General features: G+C 71.5%; 17 protein-coding genes. 5 read left to right on the plus strand and 12 right to left on the minus strand.

Features of this window, described 5'->3' with window-relative positions:
• Window positions 1-49: 49 nt before the first annotated feature.
• Entirely contained in the window at window positions 50-2,017 is a 1,968-nt protein-coding gene (locus tag OJ962_RS08510) for a HelD family protein (RefSeq protein ID WP_202957346.1), read from the minus strand.
• Window positions 2,018-2,042: 25 nt separating this feature from the next.
• On the opposite strand from OJ962_RS08510, the gene OJ962_RS08515 reads away from it, so the two are divergent.
• Window positions 2,043-3,824, plus strand: a complete 1,782-nt coding sequence (locus OJ962_RS08515; protein ID WP_202957345.1) for an ABC-F family ATP-binding cassette domain-containing protein — start codon at window positions 2,043-2,045, stop codon at window positions 3,822-3,824.
• A 55-nt stretch (window positions 3,825-3,879) separates the two neighbouring features.
• On the plus strand, window positions 3,880-5,856 hold the full coding sequence (locus OJ962_RS08520; RefSeq protein ID WP_202957344.1) for a PKD domain-containing protein: 1,977 nt from the start codon (window positions 3,880-3,882) through the stop codon (window positions 5,854-5,856).
• Between the two features lie 9 nt (window positions 5,857-5,865).
• Here OJ962_RS08520 and OJ962_RS08525 read toward each other — a convergent pair whose 3' ends face one another.
• The gene (locus OJ962_RS08525; RefSeq protein ID WP_202957343.1) at window positions 5,866-6,354 is read right to left on the minus strand and encodes a J domain-containing protein; all 489 of its coding nucleotides are present in this window, start codon (window positions 6,352-6,354) and stop codon (window positions 5,866-5,868) included.
• A gap of 62 nt (window positions 6,355-6,416) precedes the next feature.
• On the opposite strand from OJ962_RS08525, the gene OJ962_RS08530 reads away from it, so the two are divergent.
• On the plus strand, window positions 6,417-6,848 hold the full coding sequence (locus OJ962_RS08530; protein ID WP_202957342.1) for a hypothetical protein: 432 nt from the start codon (window positions 6,417-6,419) through the stop codon (window positions 6,846-6,848).
• A 6-nt stretch (window positions 6,849-6,854) separates the two neighbouring features.
• On the opposite strand, the gene OJ962_RS08535 is transcribed toward OJ962_RS08530, so the two are convergent.
• Together OJ962_RS08535 and OJ962_RS08540 are read right to left on the minus strand one after the other, a co-directional pair.
• A complete protein-coding gene (locus OJ962_RS08535; RefSeq protein ID WP_202957341.1) occupies window positions 6,855-8,921 on the minus strand; it encodes a putative bifunctional diguanylate cyclase/phosphodiesterase in 2,067 nt (688 codons plus the stop codon).
• Window positions 8,921-9,730 (minus strand): alpha/beta fold hydrolase, encoded by an 810-nt coding sequence (locus tag OJ962_RS08540; protein ID WP_202957340.1) that lies wholly within the window; start codon window positions 9,728-9,730, stop codon window positions 8,921-8,923. Before OJ962_RS08540 ends, OJ962_RS08535 begins: the two co-directional genes overlap by 1 nt.
• Before the next feature lie 105 nt (window positions 9,731-9,835).
• On the opposite strand from OJ962_RS08540, the gene OJ962_RS08545 reads away from it, so the two are divergent.
• The gene (locus OJ962_RS08545) at window positions 9,836-10,204 is read left to right on the plus strand and encodes a glyoxalase superfamily protein (RefSeq protein ID WP_202957339.1); all 369 of its coding nucleotides are present in this window, start codon (window positions 9,836-9,838) and stop codon (window positions 10,202-10,204) included.
• Between the two features lie 57 nt (window positions 10,205-10,261).
• The gene (locus OJ962_RS08550; RefSeq protein ID WP_202957338.1) at window positions 10,262-12,190 is read left to right on the plus strand and encodes a calcium-binding protein; all 1,929 of its coding nucleotides are present in this window, start codon (window positions 10,262-10,264) and stop codon (window positions 12,188-12,190) included.
• Here the strand turns inward: OJ962_RS08550 and OJ962_RS08555 are convergent.
• The 8 genes from OJ962_RS08555 to OJ962_RS08590 all read right to left on the minus strand — a co-directional run bounded on the left by OJ962_RS08555 (window position 12,180) and on the right by OJ962_RS08590 (window position 21,311).
• Window positions 12,180-13,325: an ankyrin repeat domain-containing protein gene (locus OJ962_RS08555; protein WP_202957337.1), complete on the minus strand. Its 1,146-nt coding sequence runs from the start codon at window positions 13,323-13,325 to the stop codon at window positions 12,180-12,182. The two genes, OJ962_RS08550 and OJ962_RS08555, sit on opposite strands and share 11 nt — an antisense overlap.
• Window positions 13,326-13,436: 111 nt before the next feature.
• Window positions 13,437-14,180, minus strand: a complete 744-nt coding sequence (locus tag OJ962_RS08560) for an SDR family oxidoreductase (protein ID WP_202957336.1) — start codon at window positions 14,178-14,180, stop codon at window positions 13,437-13,439.
• A complete protein-coding gene (locus tag OJ962_RS08565; protein ID WP_202957335.1) occupies window positions 14,177-14,830 on the minus strand; it encodes a gamma-glutamyl-gamma-aminobutyrate hydrolase family protein in 654 nt (217 codons plus the stop codon). Before OJ962_RS08565 ends, OJ962_RS08560 begins: the two co-directional genes overlap by 4 nt.
• Before the next feature lie 51 nt (window positions 14,831-14,881).
• The gene (locus tag OJ962_RS08570; protein WP_202957334.1) at window positions 14,882-16,444 is read right to left on the minus strand and encodes an amino acid permease; all 1,563 of its coding nucleotides are present in this window, start codon (window positions 16,442-16,444) and stop codon (window positions 14,882-14,884) included.
• Complete coding sequence (locus OJ962_RS08575; protein ID WP_202957333.1) at window positions 16,441-17,136, minus strand: FadR/GntR family transcriptional regulator; 696 nt, start codon at window positions 17,134-17,136, stop codon at window positions 16,441-16,443. Before OJ962_RS08575 ends, OJ962_RS08570 begins: the two co-directional genes overlap by 4 nt.
• Window positions 17,133-18,437: a glutamine synthetase family protein gene (locus OJ962_RS08580; protein WP_202957332.1), complete on the minus strand. Its 1,305-nt coding sequence runs from the start codon at window positions 18,435-18,437 to the stop codon at window positions 17,133-17,135. The genes OJ962_RS08575 and OJ962_RS08580 overlap by 4 nt, the downstream gene beginning before the upstream one ends.
• Before the next feature lie 22 nt (window positions 18,438-18,459).
• Window positions 18,460-18,846: a hypothetical protein gene (locus OJ962_RS08585; protein WP_202957331.1), complete on the minus strand. Its 387-nt coding sequence runs from the start codon at window positions 18,844-18,846 to the stop codon at window positions 18,460-18,462.
• An 11-nt stretch (window positions 18,847-18,857) separates the two neighbouring features.
• Window positions 18,858-21,311, minus strand: a complete 2,454-nt coding sequence (locus tag OJ962_RS08590; protein WP_202957330.1) for a lytic murein transglycosylase — start codon at window positions 21,309-21,311, stop codon at window positions 18,858-18,860.
• Window positions 21,312-21,351 lie beyond the last annotated feature (40 nt).

Here is a 21,351-nt window from a genome sequence, read left to right on the forward strand (position 1 = left end):
TCGAACACGCTGCTGCGGGAGGCCCGAAACCTGAAGGGGTCTGACCCCTTTAGGTTGGGAACGCGTCGCGCATCGGCTCGGGGAGCGGCTCGGCGTGGATCACGGAGAGCGCCCGGGTGGCGCGGGTGAGCGCGGTGTAGAGGCCGCCGACGCCGCCGTCGGGGCGTTCGCGCAGGATCGCTGCGGGTTCGACGACGACGATCGCATCGAACTCGAGGCCCTTGGCGACGTGCAGGTCGAGCAGGTTGATGCCGGCGCCGAGCGCGGCGTGGGTCGCGTCGGCGAACTCGCCCAGCGCCGCGCGCACCTCGTCCATGTGCGCGAGCGGTGCGACGACGCCGACGCTGCCGTTGACGGCCTCGACGAGCCGCCGAGCCTCGTCCGCCGCGGCGGCGCCGAGCGTGTCGGTGTGGACCGCGCGCGGCGGGAACGGGGCGTCGCGGACGCCGCGCGGGGCGGGCGCGCCCGGCGGCAGCAGCGTTCCCGCGATGCGCAGGAACTCGTTCGGGACGCGATAGCTGACCTCCAGCTCGGAGACGTCGAAGCTGTCCACGCCCGCTTCCCGCAGCACGCGCTCCCACGACGACACGCCCGCGTCGGCGGTGCGCTGGGCGAGGTCGCCGAGGATCGTCAGCGACTGGCCGCGGGCGCGCCGCACGGTCATGCGCAGCTCCATCGGCGTGAGGTTCTGGGCCTCGTCCACGACCACGTGCCCGAAGCGGCGGAAGCCCGGGTCGATCAGCCAGTGCGCCTCGTCGAGCAGCGCGACGTCGGTCGGCGTCATGTCGTGCTTGGAGGTCGCGGCGCTCGCCTTGAGCAGCAGCGCGATCTCCTCCGGCTCGAGCAGGTCGCCGGCCACGCGCTCCAGCCGTGCACGGTTCGTGAACAGTTTCTTGACCAGGCCCTCGGGCGTCTCCTTCGGCCACGCCTTCGTCACCGCCCGGCTGTACTCCTTGGCCTTGCGGATGGTGCGGACCGCCTCCTCGCTGCCCGCGAGCGAGTCGCGCGTGAGGATGCGCGAGGCCAGCGTACCCGCGAGGCGCTCGCGGAAGCGCTCGCGCCCGGCCTCGTAGGAGAACGTGCGCTCGCGGACGGCCGCCACGAGCTCGCGCTGCTCGTCGGCGGTCACCGTGGCCGTGACGCGCCGCGAGACGGGGATCTCGATGTCCTCGAAATGCAGCCGGTCCCACAGCAGCCGGTGCAGGACGACCGCGATCCGGGCGCTGCCCTTCAGCGTCGCCAGCTCGCGCGCCTCGTCGGTCTCGCCGTGCGGCTCGGTGACCAGCGAGCCGATCGCGCGCTGCTCGACGGCGCTCTCGCCCAGCGCCGGCAACACCTGCTCGACGTAGCGGATGAACGTCTCGTTCGGGCCGACGACGAGCACGCCCTCGCGGCCGAGCTGGGGATTGGCGTACAGCAGCCAGGCGGCCCGGTGCAGGCCGACGGCGGTCTTGCCCGTGCCCGGTCCGCCCTGGATCACCAGCGCGCCGTCCACGTCCCGCGCGATCAGCTCGTACTGGTCGGGCGTGATCGTCGAGATGATCTGGCGCATCTCGCCGACGCGCTGACGCGTGATGTCCTCGACGATCGCCTCGGTGAGGTGGTCCTCGAAGTCGGAGTCGAGCGGCTCGTCGACGAACCCGAGCACCGTCCGGTCCTCGATCTCCAGCCGGCGGCGCCGGCGCACGCCGTGCGGGTCGCGCTCGGTGGCGGTGTAGAACGGCTCCGCGGCGGGCGCGCGCCAGTTGACGGCGAGCAGGTCGTTCTCGGCGCTCCAGATCGCGTGGCGGCCGACGTACAGCGTCCCGCCCTCGGCGCGGTCGATGCGGCCGAAGTACAGCGGTCCGCTCGCCTCCGTGTACACGCGGATGCGCTCGCGCCGCATCGCTTCGAGCGCCTCGTTGGCGTACTCGTCGTCGCCGCGATACTCGCCGCGGCCGGTCAGCGCGGCGAACGCCGCGTCGAACGCGGCGCACGTCTGGTCTAAGTGCTCCTGCTCCTCCTCGAGCTCCTCCATGCAGAGGATCGTAGGCTGATGGCCGATGTCAGCGCCCGCGCGCAACCTCGTGAACCTCAAGGACGTGGCCAAGGGCTTCGCCGCCCGGACGATCCTGTCCGGTATCACGCTGGGCGTCTCCGCCGGCGACCGCGTGGGGATCGTGGGCCGCAACGGGGACGGCAAGTCCACGCTGCTGCGCCTGATCGCCGGGATCGAGGAGCCGGACGCGGGCGCGGTCACGCGGGTCGGCGGGCTCGCGTTGAGCGTGCTCGGCCAGGGCGACGACCTCGACCCGACCCGCACGGTCCGCGACGAGCTCGTCGGCGGGCTGGCCGACCACGAGTGGGCCGCGGACGCCCGCTACCGCAACGTGCTCGACGGCCTGCTCGGCGGCGTCTCCATGACGCGCTTCCCGCGCGGGCTGGACACGCTGATCGAGCCGCTGAGCGGTGGCGAGCGCCGGCGCATCGCGCTGGCCAAGACGCTGCTCGGCCACCCCGAGCTGCTGCTGCTCGACGAGCCCACCAACCACCTCGACGTCGAGGGCGTGGACTGGCTCGCGAAGCACCTCGCGGCGCGCCGCGGCTCGATGCTCGTCGTCACTCACGATCGCTGGTTCCTCGACGCGGTGTGCACGCACACGTGGGAGGTCTCGGACGGCGAGGTGCACCAGTACGAGGGCGGCTACGCGGCCTACGTGCTGGCGCGGGCCGAGCGCGCGCGCCAGGCCGCGGCGCGCGAGGAGCGCCGCCAGATGCTGATCCGCAAGGAGCTCGCGTGGCTGCGGCGCGGGCCGCCGGCGCGCACCGCCAAGCCCAAGTTCCGGATCGAGGCCGCCAACGCGCTGATCGCCGACGAGCCCGAGGCCCGCGATCGCGCCGAGCTGCTGCGGTTCGCGTCCTCCCGGTTGGGTGGCAAGGTCATCGAGGCCGAGCACGTGTCGCTCGCGTTCGGTGAGAAGCGGCTGCTCCGGGACCTGACCTGGCACATCGGCCCGGGCGACCGGATCGGGATCGTCGGCGTCAACGGCTCCGGCAAGTCGTCGCTGACCCGCATCCTCGCGGGCGAGCTCCAGCCCGACGCGGGTGCGGTCGAGCACGGCCAGACCGTCAAGCTCGCGCACCTGTCCCAGGACACGGCGGAGATCCCCGGCGAGCTGCGTGTGCTGCAGGCGGTCGAAGAGGTCCGCGGCTTCGCCCGCCTCGGCGACGGGAGCGAACTGACCGCCGGCTCGCTGCTCGAGCGCTTCGGCTTCCGCGGCGAGAAGCAGCGCACGCTGGTCAAGGACCTGAGCGGCGGCGAGCGCCGCCGGCTGCAGCTGATGCGCCTGCTGATGGGCGAGCCGAACGTCCTGCTGCTCGACGAGCCCACCAACGACCTCGACATCGACACGCTGACCGCGCTCGAGGACCTGCTCGACGGCTGGCCCGGCACGCTGATCGTCGTCTCCCACGACCGCTACTTCATCGAGCGCGTCTGCGACAACGTCTACGCGCTGCTCGGCGACGGCTCGATCACCCACCTGCCCGGCGGCATCGACCAGTACCTGTCGCTGCGCGCGCCCGAGCCGGCGCCCGTCGCGGCGAAGGAAGCCCGTTCGACCCCGAACCAGGCCGTCGTCCGCGCCGCCCGCAAGGAGGCCGCGCGGCTGGAACGGGCGCTGGAGAAGACCGGCACGCGCGAGGAGGAGCTGCACGCCGCGATGGCGGCCGCGGCCACCGACTTCGCCCGGCTGCGCGAGCTTCAGGACGAGCTGGCGACCGTGCAGTCCGAGCGCGAGGAGCTCGAGGCCGCCTGGCTGGAAGCCGCCGAGCTACTCGATTGACCAGTGGACGAGGATTTGGGTAGTCGCGGGTTCGTCCGTGGCTACGTTTACGGGCATGGTCTCCCGATTGGTCGCAACCGGCGTGTTCGGCGCTGCGTTGCTCGCGCCTGAAGTCGCGTCCGCGTGCAGCGTCGTCCCGGAGTCTGTCGCGATCAGCATCGGCATGTCTCCCGCCTCCCCGCGCGCAGGGTCCGAGGTCGAGCTGACCGGCGGGGCGGGCGCCGACGGCTACGCCTGGGACCTGGACGGTGACGGCGAGTTCGACGACGCGACCGGCAAGCGGGTGACCGCCACGTTCCCCGCCGGTGAGCGAACGGTGCGCGCCCAGGCGGTCACACCGCTGGGGCTGCTGACCGACAGCCGCACGTTCACCGTGCACGGCTGGAACGGCACGCCGACGGGCACGGTCAGTGCCACGCCCTACTCGGCTCGCGCCGGGGCGCCGGTCAAGGTCACCGCCACGGGGAGCGACCCGGACGGGCGCACCGTGCAGACCGCGCTGGACCTGGACGGCGACGGCACGTTCGAGACCACGGGAACGACCGGCACGGCGATGTTCGCGACCGCCGGCGAGCGCGTGATCCGCGCGCGGTTCACCGACGACGCAGGCGCCACGGCGGTCGCGACGACGACGCTCGACGTGCACGCCGGCAACCTCGCTCCCACCGTGGACCTCGATCAGGCCCTGTGCGGTCCCGGAGGGTGGAGTCTCGAGGCGCTCGATCCCGACGGGGAGATCGTCCGCTACGAGTACGACTTCGACGGTGACGGCACCTACGAGACCGACCGCGGCCGCGACGCGCGGGTGCCGAACGTCGACCTCTCTGGTGTCCGCGTGACCGATGACAGCGGCGCCACGGCGACGACGCGCACCTCGAGCCGGTTCCCGCAGGACCGCTCGCGCGTGGTCGAAGTCGGCAAGCCGGTGACGCTGAAGTCCTCGGGCCGGTACGACGCCCAGTGGGACGCGGACGGCGACGGCGAGTTCGACGACGGAACGGGCGAGCAGATCACCTTCACGTACCTGACCCCGGGCACCTACGAGGTGCGCGTGCGCCGGAACGGTGCTCCTGCCGAGCCGGTCACAAGCGTCTCCGCGCGGGACGCCGCCGACATCGCCGTGCCGCGGGCGCACTGGATGGCCGTCTCGCCGGCCCGTCCGTCCGCGGCCACTTTGCTCCAGTTCGCGGGCAGCGGGCCGACGGGCGCCGACTGGGCCGCCGACCTGGACGCCGACGGAGCGTTCGACGACGCGCCGCCGAACGCCTATTCGGTCTGGCGGCGGTTCGACGGGCCGGCGACCCTCGCGCTGCGCGCCACGGACGCCCGCGGCCGCACGGCCGTGAGCACGACCCAGGTGCCGTTCGTCCCGGGGAACCTCGGGCCCGACGCGACGATGCAGACCGGCGACGTCGCGAACCCGCTCCAGGCGGCGTACCGGCGCACGGCGATCGGTGGCGGTGGCAGCGATGCGGACGCCGGCGACCGATGCTGCCTCGGCACGGCGTGGGATGCCGACGGCGACGGGGAATACGACGACGGCCCCTCCTTTGGATGGGACGACGCTGGCCACCTGGCCGCGAGCTTCGGCCTGCGCGTCACCGACGACGGGGACGACTCGGTCACGCTGCGCCGGTCGGTCACGCCGGTCCCGGTTCCGCGCGTCGAGCCGCCGGTGTTGGACGGGATTCCCGCGCCGTGGCTGCGTGTCTCGGCGCGGCGCCCGCAGCTCAAGACGCTGCTGCGCCGCGGCGTGACCGTGGACGTCACGTGCACCAAGCCGAAGTGCCGCACGCGCCTGACGCTCACGGTGGACGCGAAGACGGCGCGCAAGCTCAAGCTGCGCTCCCGGACCGTCGCCAGCCGGACCGTCACCGGCACTCGCCGGGCGACGCTCAAGCTCACGCCGAAGGCGCGCAAGGCGCTCAAGGGCGTGCGCTCGGTCAAGCTCACGCTGACCGCGAAGGCCAGCGTGCCGGGTCAGGCGGGCAGTACGACGACAACCACGATGACGATCCGCAACCGGCGCTGAGGGCCGGCGTCAGCGCCGGTCCACGCGCGAGATCGCGTCGTCGATCAGGTCGCCGACGCGCTTGACGGCCGGGTGCCGGAGCCCTTGGGCGACCTTGCCGGACACCTCGTCCCGCAGGTCGCCGAGGATCTTGGCGATGCTGTCGTCGGTCTCCGCCACGCGCGGCTCGGGCTCGCCGTCGCGGACGGCGTCGCGCGCCGCCTGCCGGGCGCGCTCGCGCGCCGCCTGGGCCTCCCGGAGCTCGCGTTCGAGCTTGACCATCCGCTCCTTGACCGCGTCGGCCGCGTCCGCCGCCCGCTGCTGGGGGCGCGCCGCGCGGGGGCGTGACCGCACCGCCTCGTAGGCCTCCTGGACCTCCGCGAAGCGCCGTGCGGACTCCTCCGAGCCGCCGTTGCGGTCGGGGTGGTGAAGCTTGACGAGCCGCCGGTAGGCGTCGTGCAGCTCCTCCGACGAGGCGGTCGAGGGGACACCCAGCACGCGGTAGGGGTCACGAGGCATGCGTTCAACCTAACGCACCGCTTACACGCAACCTGTGCGCAATACGCACGTTGGAAGTCCCCATGATCAGGTTTTTCACCGCCGCTGTCGTTGCCGTCGCGATCCTCGCCGTCCCGGCGAGTGCCTCCGCCGCGGCGTTGCCCAAACCGGCGCGTGACTGCACCAAGGACGGGCGGATCGACAGCAAGTACTCCAAGTCCGAGCTGCGCCGGGGCATCAAGGCGCTGTCGGGCAAGTCGGCCAAGACCAAGGAGTGCAAGAAGCGCCTGAACCGCGTCCTCAAGCGCGGCGGCGACGGCCGTCTGAGCAGCTCCAGCCGCAGCACGAAGACGATCCTCCGCGACTGCGCCGACAACGGCTGGATCGACCGCCGCTACTCGGTCAGCGCCCTGCGCAAGGCGGTCAAGAACATCCCGACCGAGCTCGAGGAGTACAGCGACTGCGGCTCGATGCTGCGCTCGGAGATCCGCGCCCGCACCAAGAAGCAGCGCTGAGGACGTTCAGCGGCGGGCGGCGCCCCAGTCACGGGCGAACTCGTCCGCCGGCAGGGCTTGGGAGAACAGAAACCCCTGAATGCTGGTGGCTCCCAGCTCACGCAGGCGCGCGAGCTGCTGGTCGGTCTCCACGCCCTCCGCGACCGTCTCGAGCCGCAGCGCCGCGGCCAGCGAGGTGATGGCGGCGACGAACGCGTCGTCGTCGCTGTCCGCGCGGCCGAGCCCGGTGATGAAGGCGCGGTCGATCTTGAGCGTGTCGACCGGCAGGCGGCGCAGGCGCGCCAGCGAGGACGCGCCGGTGCCGAAGTCGTCGAGCAGCAGGCGGACGCCCAGCGCGCGCAGCTCGTGCAGCCGGTCGAGCGCGGAGTTCGGGGAGTTCATGAGCATCGACTCCGTCAGCTCGAGGCCGAGCACCGCCGGGGTGGCGTCGAGCCCGGACTCGGCGAGCGCGGCCGCGACGTCGGCCGCGAGCCCGCTCTGCTCGAGCTGGCGCGCCGAGACGTTGACGGTGACGCCGACGTCCTCGCCGACGACGCCGGCGGCACGCCACGCCGCGAGCTGGCGGCACGCCGTCCGCAGGACATGGCGCCCGATGTCGACGATCAACCCGCAGTCTTCGGCGACGGGGACGAACACCCCGGGGGACACGCGGCCGCGGACCGGGTGCTCCCAGCGCACGAGCGCCTCCATCGACTTCAGCGCGCCGTCGTCGGCGTACACGATCGGCTGGTAATGGACGACCAGCTCGTCCTTGACGAGCGCCGTCCGCAGCTCCTGCTCGACCCGCGCGCGCTCGCGCGCCCGTTCGCGCATCGTGCTGTCGAAGCGGATGTGGCGGCCGGCGGCGGAGCGCTTGGCGGCCATCAGCGCCACGTCGGCGTCCCCGAGGACGCGCTCGGCGTCCTGCACCTGCGTGCCGGCGGCCACGACGCCGATGCTCGCGCGGACGAAGATCTCGCCGTCGGAGGTCACGAGCGGAGCGTCGAAGGTCGCCTGCAGCCGTGCGGCCACCACGTCGCTCTCCTCCTCGGCGGCGAGGTCGGCGTAGACGACGATGAACTCGTCGCCGCCGGCGCGCGCGACGAGGTCGGTCTCGCGGATGGCACCGGAGAGCCGCGCGGCGATCAGCTTGAGGACCTCGTTGCCCACGGCGTGCCCGCGCGTGTCGTTGACGAGCTTGAAGTTGTCCAGGCCGACGGCGACCACGGCGAAGGGCTCGCCGTTGCGCCGCGAGCGCGCGATCAGATGCTCGAGCCGCTCGAGCAGCAGCGTCCAGTTGGGCAGGCCGGTCAGCGGGTCGCGCACCGCCTGGTGCTGCATCTGCGCGTACAGGTCGGCCCGGCGCAGCGCCGTCGCGCCGGCCGCGGCGCAGGCGTCGAGGAAGACGCGTTCCTCCGGGCTGAGCGCACGGTCGCCGAGGAGGGTGAGCGCAAGCGAGCCGATGCGCTGCCCGCTCACCTCCAGCGCCAGCACGCGCTCGACCGTGGGACCGGCCGCGCCCACGAGCTCCTTGCGCTCGTGGACGGTCGCGCCCTCGAGCACCACGGCGCAGTGCTCGGGCGCGACGGCGTCGAACACGGTGTCGACGAGCGCCTGCGCCACCGCGTCGACGCCGACGGCGGCCGACAAGGCGGCCGAGAGCTCCTGCAGCCGCTCGACGCGCTCGCGCGCGGCCCGCTCGACGTCGCGGGCGGCCACCAGCTCGCGTTCGTAGCGCCGCCGGTCGCTCGCATCGAAGAGGCTGGCGCGCACGCTGTCGCCGACCTGCACGGCGCTGAGCAGCACGGGCAGCCGGCTGCCGTCAGGCCGGACGAGATCGATCGGCATCTCGCGCAGCTCGCCCGCGAGGTCGAGCCGCGGGCGCCAGTGCGTCTCCGCGTACAGCCGCGAGCCGGCGGTCATCAGCGACTGCAGCCGCAGGCCCACGAGCGCCTCGGCGCCCATGCCGAGCGAGCGGGCGAACGTCCGGTTGGCACGGGTGATCGTGCCGTCCGCGGTCATCGACAGGTACCCGCACGGAGCGTCCTCGTAGAGCTCCTCGAGCGAGGGGTCGTCGACCGCGGAGCGGGGCATCAGACGGTCGCCGCGGCGGGCGAGAACGCGCGGATGGCGTCGATCGTCTCGGCGGGCGCGCTGAGATGCGGGCAGTGGCCGGAGGCGTCGAGCAGCACGAAGGTGCTGTCGGGCAGCTGCGCGTGCACGTACTCGCCGACCGGGATCGACGCGATCACGTCGTCCTGGCACTGCAGCACGAGCGCGGGCGTGGTCGTCCTGGGGAGGTCGGCGCGGTTGTCGGACGTGAACGTGACCCGGGCGAAGTGGCGCGCGATCGTCTGGTCTGAGCGGCAGAAGGACGCGGTCAGCTCCTCGCCCAGGTCGGGCGCGTCGGGCCGGCCCATGATGGCCGGCGCCATGACGCTCGACCACCCGAGATAGTCCGTCTCCATGTTCTCCAGCAGCCCGTCGATGTCCTCGCGGGTGAAGCCGCCGACATAGCCCTCGTCGTCGATGTAGCGCGGGGAGGGGCCGATCAGCACGAGCGAGGCGAACCGCTCCGGGGCCAGGTTCGACGCCAGCACGCCGATCATCGCGCTCACCGAGTGGCCGACGAACACGATGTCCGTCAGGTCGAGCTCCACGCAGAACTCGACGATGTCGCGCGCGTACGCGGTCAGGCTGGCGTACCGCGCGGGGCTGAACCCGGACGCGTCGGAGCCGCCGGAGCCGACATGGTCGAACAGCACCACGCGGTGCGTCGCCTCGAAGGCCGGCGCCACGCGCCGCCACATGCCCTGGTCGCAGCCGAAGCCGTGGGCAAAGACCATCGGCCGTCCGTCCGGGTTGCCGGTGATGTGGACGTTGTTGCGACGGCTCGCGCTCATACCGGTGGGTTCGGCGGGCCGATCCGGACCTTGAACCCACCGGCAGCGGTCTGACCACGGGATTAAGGACAGAAACTGACCGCAACGGTCCGTAGAGTTCCGCTCATGGACTACAAGCTCGAGCTGGTTGCGGTGCCCGTCTCCGACGTCGACCGGGCGAAGGACTTCTACGTCAAGGTCGGCTTCAACGCCGATCACGACCATCAGGTCAACGAGAACCTGCGCTTCGTGCAGCTCACCCCGCCCGGCTCCGCGTGCTCGATCGCGATCGGCACCGGCCTGACCGAGGTCGAACCCGGCTCGCTCAAGGGCCTGCAGCTCGTGGTCGAGGACATCGAGGCCGCGAAGGCCGACCTCACCGGCAAGGGCATCGAAGTCGGCGACGTCCAGGAGTTCCCGTGGGGCAAGTTCGTCTTCTTCAGCGACCCGGACGGCAACGCCTGGTCGGTGCAGGAGATCCCGAACTACGGCTGATCCGGAAGGGGGAAGTCCCCCATATGCGTGGCGGGCGGCGCAGCGGAGGATCGTCCGATGCGCCGACTGCTCCTCACCGTGGCGATCCTGCTCGCCGCCCCGGCCGCCGCCGCCGACGCGGCGGTCGTCTCCACCGTGTCCAACGGCACGCTCACCGTCGACGGCGACGCCGCGGCCGACCGGCTGACGCTGCGCGCCACGGCCGACACCATCCAGCTCGACCTCAACTCCGACGGGATCGCCGACGACGCGTTCGAGCGCCCGGCCGTCACGCGGATCGCGGTCCGCACCGGGGCGGGTGACGACAACGTGCGGATCGCGTTCGCCACGACGGTCCCGACCAGCATCGAGACCGGTGCCGGCACGGACGTCGTGACCGGCGGGGCCGGCGCGGAGACCGTCGTCGCCGGCGACGACAACGACTTGGTGCACCCGGGCGGCGGCGACGATGCCCTGTTCCTCGGCGCGGGGGACGACACGGCCGTTCACGCTGAAGGTGCCGTGACGATCGACGGCCAGAGCGGCACCGACACGCTGCGCGAGCTCGGCACCGACGAGGCCGAGGAGCTCACCGTGCAGGCGTTCAACGGCCGCGTCCTGCTCAACCGCGACCTCGGCCCCCGCGCGGACACGGCGGGCATGGAGACCGCCGAGATCAACACCGCGGGCAGCGGCGACTTCGTCGACGTCGGGGACCTGAGCGGCACGAGCGTCACGCGCCTGAACGCCGACCTCGGCCTCGCCGACGGCGCGCGTGACGGCCTCGACATCGCCGGCACGGGCGGGGCCGACACCGTCACGGTGAGCACGCTCGGCGAGGCCCGGCGCGTGACCGGCCTCGCGGCGGAAATCCGCGTGGAGAACGCCGACGACGTCGTCGTTCGGGCCGGCCGCGGCGACGACCGCTTCAGCGGCGCGGTCATCCAGCCGGGTCTGGTGCTCGAGGGCGACGAGGGCTCCGACCGCGTGACCGTGTCCGGCTCGACGGCCAACGACTCCTTCGACCTTCAACCCGCGGGCGGCCGCGCCCGGCTCAACACGCTCCGGTTCAGCGCCGAGGCGCTCCACCTGTTCGCCGGGGCGGGCACGGACTCGACCACCGTCGGCGACCTCAGCGGCACCGGGCTCACCCAGGTCCTCACCGAGCTCGGCGCCGCCGACCTCAAGACGGACACGATCGCCGTGACCGGCACCGCCGCCGCCGACGTCGTCAAGGTCACCAACCTCGGCGGCCTCCACGAGATCGAAGGGCTTCCGGCGCGGATCTCGATCCTCAACGCCGAGCCCGGGGACCGCCTGCCGATCTTCGCCGGCAACGGCGACGACACGGTCGACGCGAGCAAGATGGCCAAGGACAAGCTGCAGCCGTTCCTGGAGGGCGGCAGCGGCAAGGACGTGCTCGTCGGCTCGCCCGGGCAGGACCAGATCATCGGCGGCTCCGGTACCGACGTCGCACTCATGGGCGAAGGGCTGGACACGTTCACCTGGGGTGCCGGTGACGGCCGCGACATCGTCGAGGGCGGCGCGGGCACCGACTTCCTGATGATGAACGGCACGGGCCTGAACGAGGCGTTCCGCGTGGAGCCGATCGGCGGTCGCACGCGCGTGCTGCGCGACGGCGACGACGTCGACATGGGCGACGTCGAGCGCGTGGACATCCTCGCCGGCGCCGGGACCGACACGGTCCGCGTCGAGGACCTGAGCGGCTCCGACACCAACCACGTCACGCTCGAGCTGGCGCCGTCCCGCGGCACGACGGCCACCGATCAGGCGCAGGACAGCGTGACCGTCAACGGCACCAACGGCAACGACAGCATCGCCGTCACCGGAGCGAGCCAGCAGGTGGCCGTGATGGGCCTGCACGCGCGCGTGTTCGTCAACCGGGGCGACAAGGGCGACCTCCTGCACGTCGACACCAAGCTCGGCGCCGACGCGATCAACGTCGCCCCGAGCGCCCGCAACCTGATGACGGTGACTACGGCCTGAGGCAGTGCGCGTGCGAGCGCCAGTCGAACGGCAGGCGCTCCAGCCGGCCCTCGACGAGCGTGACCGCCGCGCCCCACGTGCCGCCGGGTGTCTCCAGCTCGAGCCGGACGACGCCCGAGCGGCTCGTGATGCCCTGGACCCAGCCGTCCTCGAACGCGTTCAGCAGCTCGGAGATGTGTGGGTCGTGCTCGCGCATCTCCAGCACGACGCTCACGGTCTCGGGCTCAGAGCGCGGCAGGCCGTTGTCGCCGCTCTCGATGCCGGAGGGGTCGGCGCCGGCTTCGAGCAGGATGCTCGCGACGTGCTCGTGGCCGTAGCGCGTCGCGACCTGCAGCGGGCTCACGAGCTTGCCGAAGTGGGTCCAGAGGCCGTTCGGGTTCGCGCCGTGCTCGAGCAGCCAGGCGGTCGCCTCGCGGTTGCCGCGCTTGGCCATCAGGTGCAGGACGCCCGGGCCGATCGCGCCGACCAAGCGCTCGGCGGCCTCGAGGTCGCCGACGCTTAGCGCCGCCAGCACGTCGATCTCGTAGCCGCGGGGCGCGCGCGAGCCGCGGTCGGCGCTGACGAGCTCGGCCTTGGCCAGCGCGTGGATGGCGCGCATCGCGGCGAGGTCGATGTCCGGCGTGCGCGCGTAGGTGGCGGCGAAGTGGCCGTTGCCGTCGACGCCCAGCGGGTCCGCGCCGAGCTCGATCAGCAGCTCGACCATGTCCGCCCGGCCGCGGTCGACCGCGAAGTGCAGCGGGAGGCGATGGTCCTCGTTGCGGCTCATGCGCCGGTTGAGCGCGCTCGGGTCCTCGGCGACGATCGCGCGCACGCGGTCCTCGACGCCCAGCGCGAGCGCTGAGAAGATGTGGTGCCGCGCGCCGCGCTCGATCAGGAACTCGGCGATCTCGGGCTGGGCGGGCTCCCAGCACGTCGCCCAGCCGATCACGCCGAGCGCGTGGTCGTCACCTTCGCCGTGGACGTCGGCGCCCGCGTCGCACAGCACGCGGACCACCTCCAGATGCCCGGCTGCCGCCGCCCAGTGCAGCGCGCAGGTGTGGTCGGCGCCTTCGCGCTCGTTGACGTTGGCACCGTCGCGCAAGAGCGCCTGCACCGCTTCGGAGTCCCCGGCCTTGGCCGCCTCGAACAAGGTCACGTCGGCGAAGGGTATCTCCCTGTGAATGCATGAGGGAGAGCTCGCGATCGACCGGGCCCTGGTGGAGCGGCTCGTCGCCGACCAGTACCCGGCGCGCTCCGCTCGCCGAGATCACTCAGGTGTCACGTACGCGCCGGACAGGCCGCCGTCGACCATGAACGTCGAAGCCGTGATGTAGGACGAGTCGTCCGAGGCCAAGAACAGCGCGGCCTGGGCGATCTCGCGCGCGTGGGCGAATCTGCCCATCGGCAGGTGGATCAGCCGGCGGGCGGCCTTCGCCGGGTCGCTCGCGTACAGCTCGCGCAGCAGCGGCGTGTCCACCGGGCCGGGGCAGAGCGCGTTGACGCGCACGCCGCGGCGGGCGAACTCCACGCCGAGCTCGCGCGAGAGGGCCAACACCGCGCCCTTGGAGGCGGTGTAGGAGATCTGGGACGTCGCCGCGCCCATCACCGCGACGAACGAGGCGGTGTTGATCACCGAGCCGCCGCCCGTGTCCAGCACGTGCGGGATCCCGTGCTTGCAGCACAGGAAGACGCTGCGCAGGTTGACGTCCTGCACGCGCTGCCAGGCCTCCAGCGTCGTGTCCAGCACGGAGACGTCGTCGTCGGGGGAGATGCCGGCGTTGTTGAACAGCACGTCGATGCGGCCGTACTCCTCGCGGGCGCGCTTCATCAGGCCGATCACGGCTTCCTCGTCGGCCACGTCGGCCGCGAGCGCGAGATCGACGCCCTCGAAGTCGTCGCGCAGGTCGACGCCGATCACGGTCGCGCCCTCGGCGCGGAACAGCGCCGCGGACGCCGCGCCGATGCCGCCCGCCGCGCCGGTGATCACGCAGACCTTGTCCCGCAGCCTCATACGCGCGCCGCCTCGACCAGCGCCGCGATCTCCTCGCCGCCGGACGCCTCCGGGTGCCACTGCACGCCGAGCGCGAAGCGCCGCGTCGGGTCCTCGATCGCCTCCACGAGCTCATCCACGGTCGCCCACCCGGTCACCTCGAAGCCTTCGCCGATCTCGTCCACGCCTTGATGGTGATGCGATTTGGTCGGATGTGACACGGCGCCCGCCGCGCGCGCCGCCAGCGAGTCCGGGAGCAGCCGCACGTAGTGATCGCCGAACGCGCCCGGCACGGCCCGGTGGTCCTCGTGGCCGAGCACGTCGGGCAGGTGCTCGATCAGCGTGCCGCCGCGCGCGAGGTTCATCAGCTGCATCCCGCGACAGACGCCGAGCAGCGGGACGTCGCGCTCCATCGCGGCCAGCCCGAGGGCGATCTCGAACGCGTCCCGGTCGGGCCGCTCGCCGTAGTCCGCGCCGCCGGCGAGGATGACGCCGTCGACGAGGGTCAGCACCTCCTCGGGCGCCGGGTCGGGCGGGAGCATGATCGCCAACCCGCCCGCGCGCTGGATCGCGTCGATGTAGCCGCGCGGCAGCAGCACCGCCTCGTCGTCCCACACGCTCCACCGCGCCCGCTCTACGGCCGCGCACAGGCCGATGACTGGGCGCGTCACGCGTGACCGCGAGTGAGGTCGGATGATCGGGGTGGGGTGGAGGGGATGTGCCTAACTTTCAACTCCGACGCCTTCTTCCTCGAACTCGATCGTCCGCACCGGGCCCTTGAACGTGTGCTTGGCCTTCAGCGTCCACCACAACCCGACGATCAGCAGCACCAGCCCGACCGTGATCGGCGCGTAGTTGACGTAGCGGATGTCGAACTCGTCGCGCCACGGCACGGCGGCCGGGGTGAACGGCAGGCAGAAGATGATCACGCAGATCCCGACCCACACGATCGCGAGCGGGTTCACCCACCGGTACTTGCGGCCCAGCGTCCACGGGCCGGGCTCGAACGCGTCGCCCATCCGCCAGCGCAGGTACACCGGCATCACGTAGGCGATGTACAGCCCGATCACGCAGATGGAGACGACGGCGAAGAACGCGTAGGGCGCGCCCGCCTCGTCACCTTCCAGCGCCGGCAAGGTCATCACCAACGCGGCCACGCACGACGCGATCACGGCCAGCGCCGGGACCCGGTGATGGTTCAGCCGCGTCCACAGCTGCCAGCCCGGCACGGCCCGGTCGCGCGAGAACGCATACATCATCCGCGAGCACGAGGTCACGCAGGCCATGCCGCAGAACAGCTGGCCGATCGTCGCGATCACCACCACCATCTTCTCCCAGCCGTCCGGCAGCGCGCTGCCGAATACGGCCAGCGAGGACCCGAGCCCTTCGTTGACCGCGTTCACGTCGGACGCGGCGAACGTGATCGCCAGCAGCACGAACCAGCCGCCGACGCCGCTCCAGAACACGCTGCGCCACACGCCCTTGGCCGCCGCCTCGGACGCGCCGTGCGTCTCCTCGGACACGTGCGCCGACGCGTCATAGCCCGTCTGCGTGTACATGGTCAGCAGGAAGCCGAGCGGGAGCACGTAGAACCAGAACATCCCGCCGCCGAAGCCCGAGTTGTTGATCGTCTCGGTGAACACGAAGTCCACGCTCTGGTGCTGGTCGGGGACGAAGGCGAGGATCGCGATGATCGCGGCCACGCCCGCCACGTGCCAGAAGACGCTGATGTTGTTGAGCATCGCCACCAGCGGTGACGAGTAGATGTTGATCAGCGCGTGCAACGTCAGGATGACGGCGAACAGGAAGAACGTCTCACCGAGCACGCCGGACGTGTCGCTCCAGTCCATGAACCCGAGGTTCACCCCGAACAGCGTGAACGTCGCGTTCAGGAACGTCGCACACCCGTAGTCCACGGACGCGACCACACCCACCAGGCCGATCAAGTTGAACCAGCCGGTGAACCAGCCCCACTTCGGGCCGCCCATCGTCGAGGCCCAGTAGTAGATCCCGCCGGCGGTCGGGTACTTGCTCACGAGCTCGCTCATCGAGAACGCGACCAGCAGGATCAGCCCACAGATGATCGGCCAGCCCCACGAGATCGCGATCGGCCCGCCGTTGTTCCACGCCTGCCCGTAGGTGGTGAAGCAGCCTGCGAGGACCGAGATGATCGTGAACGAGATCGCGAAGTTCGAGAACCCGCTCCAGGCGCGCTGGAGGTCCTGCTTGTAGCCAAGCTCTGCGAGCCTTCGTTCGTCGTCGCTCTGCACGGGCGTGGACGTCACGGCAACAACCCCGCTAGGACGTGTTCTGAACCGCGCAGATGATCCTGCATGGTGCGGACGGCAACGGCGCCGTCGCGCCGGCGCAGGCAGTCGACGAGCCGGCCGTGCTGCGCGTTGGCCCACGCCAGCACCTCGGGCGGGTGGGCGATGTGCGCGAACAGGTCGCCCATCGCGCCCTGGGTCTCGGTCATCGCCGCCACCAGTGCGGGGGAGCCGGTGGCCTCCGCGAGCCCGATGTGGAAGCGCACGTCGGCCTGGCGGTAGAGCCCGAAGTCCTCGACGTCCTCGGCCATCGCGGCCACGAGCGCGCGCAGCCGCTCGACATCGTCCGCGCTTGCGCGCTCGGCGGCGAGCACCGCCACACCGAGCTCCACCGCCACGCGCGTGTCGCACGTCTCACGCCAGGAGAGCAGGCTCTCCGGGCGCGGCTGCAGCGCGGGCGGTGGGTCGGCCACGAACGTGCCGCCGGCACGCCCGCGCAACGCCACCAGGTGCCCGGACTGGACGAGCGCCGTCAGCGCCTGGCGCAGCGTCGAGCGCGCGATGCCGAGCTGCTCGCACAGCTCGCGCTCCGGCGGCAGCCGCGCGCCGGGCTCCAGCAGGCCCAGCTTGATGGCCGTGGAGAGCCGCTCCAGCGTCTCCTCGAACGCGGTGGTCGATACAACCGGCGCGAAGAGGGAGTCGGCGATCACAGCCGTTCGAAACCCCGTACTCGTTCCCAGTCGGTGACCGCCGCCTCGAAGGCGGCGAGCTCGACGTCCGCGTTGTTGAGGTAGTGCGCGACGACCTCTTCGCCGAACGCGGCGCGCGCGACCGCCGACCCCGCGAACGCCTCCCGCGCCGCGCGCAGCGTCGTCGGCACGCGCGGCTTGTCGGCGACGTACGCGTTGCCCGTGACCGGCTCCTCCAGCTCCAGCTCCTGCTCGAGCCCGTGCAGCCCGGCCGCGATCATGGCGCTCAGCGCCAGGTACGGGTTCACGTCCGCGCCCGGCAGGCGCAGCTCGAAGCGCCCGTGCAGCACGCGCACGGCGCACGTGCGATTGTCGTGGCCCCACGCGACCGCGGTGGGCGCGAACGAGCCGGACGCGAAGCGCTTGTAGGAGTTGACGTTCGGCGCGTACAGCAGCGTGAGTTCACGCAGGCACGCGAGCTGGCCGGCGACGAAGCGGTCGAAGCCCTGCTCGTCGAGCCCCGGCACGCTCATGTGGATGTGGCACGAGGAGCCCTCGCGCTCGTTGAACTTGGCCATGAACGTGATGGCCATGCCCTCCAGCGCCGCGATCTCCTTGGCCGCCGTCTTGTAGATCGAGTGCTCGTCGGCGGTCTGCAGCGCCGGCCCGTAGCGGAAGTTGATCTCGTGCTGGCCGTCGTTGCACTCGCCCTTGGAGTCCTCCACGACGAGCCCGGCGGCGGTCATCTCGCGCCGGATGCGGCCGATCAGCGGCTCCACCCGCGCGGTGCCCAGCAGCGAGTAGTCGACGTTGTACTGATTGGCCGGCTTGAGGTGGCGGTAGCCGCGCTCGAACGCCTCCTCGTAGGTGTCGCGGAAGACGATGAACTCGAGCTCGGTGCCCGCGAACGCCTCCAGCCCACGCTCGGCCAGCCGGTGGAGCTGCGCGCGCAGGATCTGGCGTGGCGACGCGGCGACCGGCTCTCCGCCCGCCCAGCGCAGGTCGGCCAGGCACAGCGCGGTCCGCGAGTGCCACGGCACCGGCCGCAACGTCGCCAGGTCCGGGACCATCTCGAAGTCGCCGTAACCGCGCTCCCACGAGCTCATGGCGTAGCCCGGCACGGTGTTCATCTCGACGTCGACCGCGAGCAGGTAGTTGCAGGCCTCCGCGCCGTGCTCGACGACCTCGTCGAGGAAGTGCTTCGCGACCAGCCGCTTGCCCTGCAGGCGGCCCTGCATATCCGTCAACGCCAGTAGGACGGTGTCGATCCGCTCCTGCGAGACGGCCGTGCGCAGTTGGTCGAGGCTGAGTGCCGGCGGCATGCCGCCGGGAACGCTACACCCTCTAGGCCGCGTGGTTGCGGGCGCTCAAGCGCCGCGTGCGCGTCCGCTCTTCCTGCTTGGCCACGACGTTCGCGATCAGCTTCAGGATCTCCGGCGGGCCGCTGGCCTTGACGTGGCCGGACACGAACTTCTCGCGCCAGTGGCGGATCGTGTTCTCCTTGGCGAGCTCGTTGAACTCGGCGCGCGGGATCGACAGGCGGACCTTCGCGTCGGACGCGATGTCCTTGGTGATCTTGGGCCCGGGGACCTCGACGCGGAAAAGCTGGATGTCACCACGGCCGCGCAGCTCGAGCTCGAATACCAGCTTGAGCCTCTCGAGCGCCGGCACCTCGTGCTGGAAGCCGGCGATGACCTGCGCGATCTGGGCCTTGGTGTCCGCGGTCGACATGACCGCGAATCTTAGTGTGAAGCCCGCTTGACCTTCACGGCGTACTTCGACGGCTGCTCAGCGACCGTCGGGTTGTCGATCTCGCCCAGGCGGTCGATCAGCTTGATCCATTGCTGGGGCTTGAGGATGGCGTCGATCTGCTTCGCCGCCTTCTCGTTGGTGCCGTAGAGCGGGCGCCAGCCGACGTGGATGTGGTCGCCGTGATCGCCCATCGCGATCGTGTTGTCCGCGCCCTTGAACGTCATCAGCGAGATGATCTGGTGCGGCTTCATCGTGCCCTGCAGGTTCAGCAGGCGGGTGATCGTGAGGTCGGTGATCGAGCCCTTGCCCTGCGTGCCCGGCGTGATCGTGATGCCGTTGATGGCGGCGATGTCCATGGCGGTGCCCGTGCTGTGCTCGGACACGTTGCCGGACGCGGTCAGGTAGCCGTGGCCGCACTTGAGGCTGGAGACCGTGGGCTTGAGGCCGGAGTTGGCCAGGTACAGGAGCGTGGCCATGACGCGGCGGTCGATCGCGCCCGAGCGGATGTCGCCGCGGCCACAGCCGTAGACCTCGATCCGGTTGTCGGCGAGCACGCGGCGGATCAGGTTCTCCTTGCTCATGAGCATGATCTCGCCGATCGACATCTCGCCCGCGTCCTTGCCGAAGAGCGCGTTCTTGCCCTTGGCGCGGTAGACCTCGGTGGACTCGAGCAGCTTCCAGCCGTCGAGGATCGGCTTCGGGTCGATGCGCGGCGCGCCGCGGCCGGCCGGGCGGATCTCGAACAGCAGGTGCGGCGCCTTCTCGTTGACCTGGCCGATGCGGCCGAGCGTCGTGCCGCCGAGGACGCGCGCGCCCTTGACCAGCGGCTTGGCGACGAAGTCCTTGGGGTTGAGGCCGAGCGGGGCGCTGTCGGAGGCGAGCTCGCCGCCGTCCTCGGCCGAGACCTGCACGTCGCCGCCGGCGGCGCGGGCGTGCTTGCGCGTCGGGTTGGCGAACAGGCGCACCTTGGCCGTCGGGGCGGCCTCGACGGTCGTGTCGGGCTCGCTCTTCGCGGGCGCCTTGGCGTCGGCCTTGGACTCGTGCTCGAACGTCGTGCGGCGCTTGGCGTCCTCGCCCTCGTCCTTCTTGGCCGTGCGCTTCTTGGGCGACGGGTAGGTCGCGGCGACCGTCTTGAGGTGGCCGTACGTGTACGTGTTGCCGTAGACGTCCTGCACGATCACGTACTTGCCGAGGCGCTCGCTGGACCCGATCTTGAGGACCTTGCCGTCGTTGACGGCGATCACGGGCGAGCCGGCCTTGGCGAAGATCTCGATGTTGCGGCGCGTCTCGTCGGACTCGACGGTGACGGCGGCGTTGGAGCCCTTGACGTGGCTGTCGGCCTCCTTGAGCGCGCCGGCGTAGGTCGCCTTGGCGCGAACCGGGAAGCGGCCCTGCGTGAGGCCGGTGAGCGAGCCGACGAGGTCGCCGGGGATGCCGCCGATGACCTGGGCGCGCATCAGCACGCTGTCGACGTACCAGTCGGCGTGGTTGTAGGCGAAAACGGCCTTGCGGATGTCGGTCTCGGCACCGGCGGCCTTCAGGTAGCGCGCGGCGGCGAAGATCGCGTCGACCGGGTTGAACGGGTCCTTGACGCCGTCGCGGTTGGCATCGACGCCGTACGCCTTCCAGGTCGCGGGCATGAACTGCATCCAGCCCAGCGCGCCGGCGCTGGAGACGTTGAGGTTGCGGCCGTAGTCGGTCTCGATCTCGTTGATGCCGGCCAGGATCTCCCAGCGGATGCCGTACTGCATGCCGGCGGCCTGGTAGATCGGGAGCAGGAACGGAGGAATCCGGAACTTGTCGATGAAGAAGTTCGGCACGCCGATCTTGGCCGGGCCGGGCGTCGCGAGCGAGAAGCTCGGGTTCGACGGAGCGGGCGAGCCGTTGTCGTTGGTCAGACGCGGCGTCGGCGCGGCGGACGAGACCGTGTGGGCGTGACCGGCGTGATCACCGTCGTCGGCCTTGACACAGCCTGAAGCTGAGGTCGAGGTCGACTTCTTGGTGTTGGCCTCGCACGCGCGAGCCTGGCCGTTCTTCGCGCTCGAGCGGTTGGCGTCCTTCTTGGACCGCTTCTTGCGCTCCTCCGGCGTGGCCGTGGCGGTGGCGGTCTCGGTCGCGGCCGGGGCGGTGGGCGCGGCGGTCTGGGTCTCGGTCGCGGTCGGCGCAGGGGTCTGCGTCGTCTCGGGCGTGGGCGTCTCGGTGGCGGCGGGGGTCTCCGTGGGGACCTCGGTCGGGGCCTCCGTCGGCGCCGGGGTGCTCTCCTCGACGGTCGGCGCCTCGGTGGGCGCCTCTGTGGCGGTCGGCGTGACGACCGTCTCCACCATCGTCGCCACGGGCGAGGCCGTGGCGGTCGGCGTAGGATCGTCCGCGTTCGCGGGCATGCCGAGTAGGGCCGCGACGGCGGCGGCGCTGACGAGAGCGGTGGAGAGGATTCGACGGGTCACCTTGCCCCTCGGTGTCGGCAGCGTGGCTTTCGCGCTTGAA

Origin of the sequence: Solirubrobacter deserti (assembly GCF_027587175.1) — a bacterium.
GTDB classification, from domain to species: domain Bacteria; phylum Actinomycetota; class Thermoleophilia; order Solirubrobacterales; family Solirubrobacteraceae; genus Solirubrobacter; species Solirubrobacter deserti.

Coding starts and splice junctions, on each gene's coding strand:
- OJ962_RS08540 (WP_202957340.1), bottom strand. CDS start 9,730: ATGAGCGCGAGCCGTCGCAACAACGTCCACATCACCGGCAACCCGGAC.
- OJ962_RS08560 (WP_202957336.1), bottom strand. CDS start 14,180: ATGAGGCTGCGGGACAAGGTCTGCGTGATCACCGGCGCGGCGGGCGGC.
- OJ962_RS08585 (WP_202957331.1), bottom strand. CDS start 18,846: ATGTCGACCGCGGACACCAAGGCCCAGATCGCGCAGGTCATCGCCGGC.
- OJ962_RS08535 (WP_202957341.1), bottom strand. CDS start 8,921: ATGCCCCGCTCCGCGGTCGACGACCCCTCGCTCGAGGAGCTCTACGAG.
- OJ962_RS08545 (WP_202957339.1), top strand. CDS start 9,836: ATGGACTACAAGCTCGAGCTGGTTGCGGTGCCCGTCTCCGACGTCGAC.
- OJ962_RS08510 (WP_202957346.1), bottom strand. CDS start 2,017: ATGGAGGAGCTCGAGGAGGAGCAGGAGCACTTAGACCAGACGTGCGCC.
- OJ962_RS08550 (WP_202957338.1), top strand. CDS start 10,262: ATGCGCCGACTGCTCCTCACCGTGGCGATCCTGCTCGCCGCCCCGGCC.
- OJ962_RS08525 (WP_202957343.1), bottom strand. CDS start 6,354: ATGCCTCGTGACCCCTACCGCGTGCTGGGTGTCCCCTCGACCGCCTCG.
- OJ962_RS08530 (WP_202957342.1), top strand. CDS start 6,417: ATGATCAGGTTTTTCACCGCCGCTGTCGTTGCCGTCGCGATCCTCGCC.
- OJ962_RS08515 (WP_202957345.1), top strand. CDS start 2,043: ATGTCAGCGCCCGCGCGCAACCTCGTGAACCTCAAGGACGTGGCCAAG.
- OJ962_RS08580 (WP_202957332.1), bottom strand. CDS start 18,437: ATGCCGCCGGCACTCAGCCTCGACCAACTGCGCACGGCCGTCTCGCAG.
- OJ962_RS08520 (WP_202957344.1), top strand. CDS start 3,880: ATGGTCTCCCGATTGGTCGCAACCGGCGTGTTCGGCGCTGCGTTGCTC.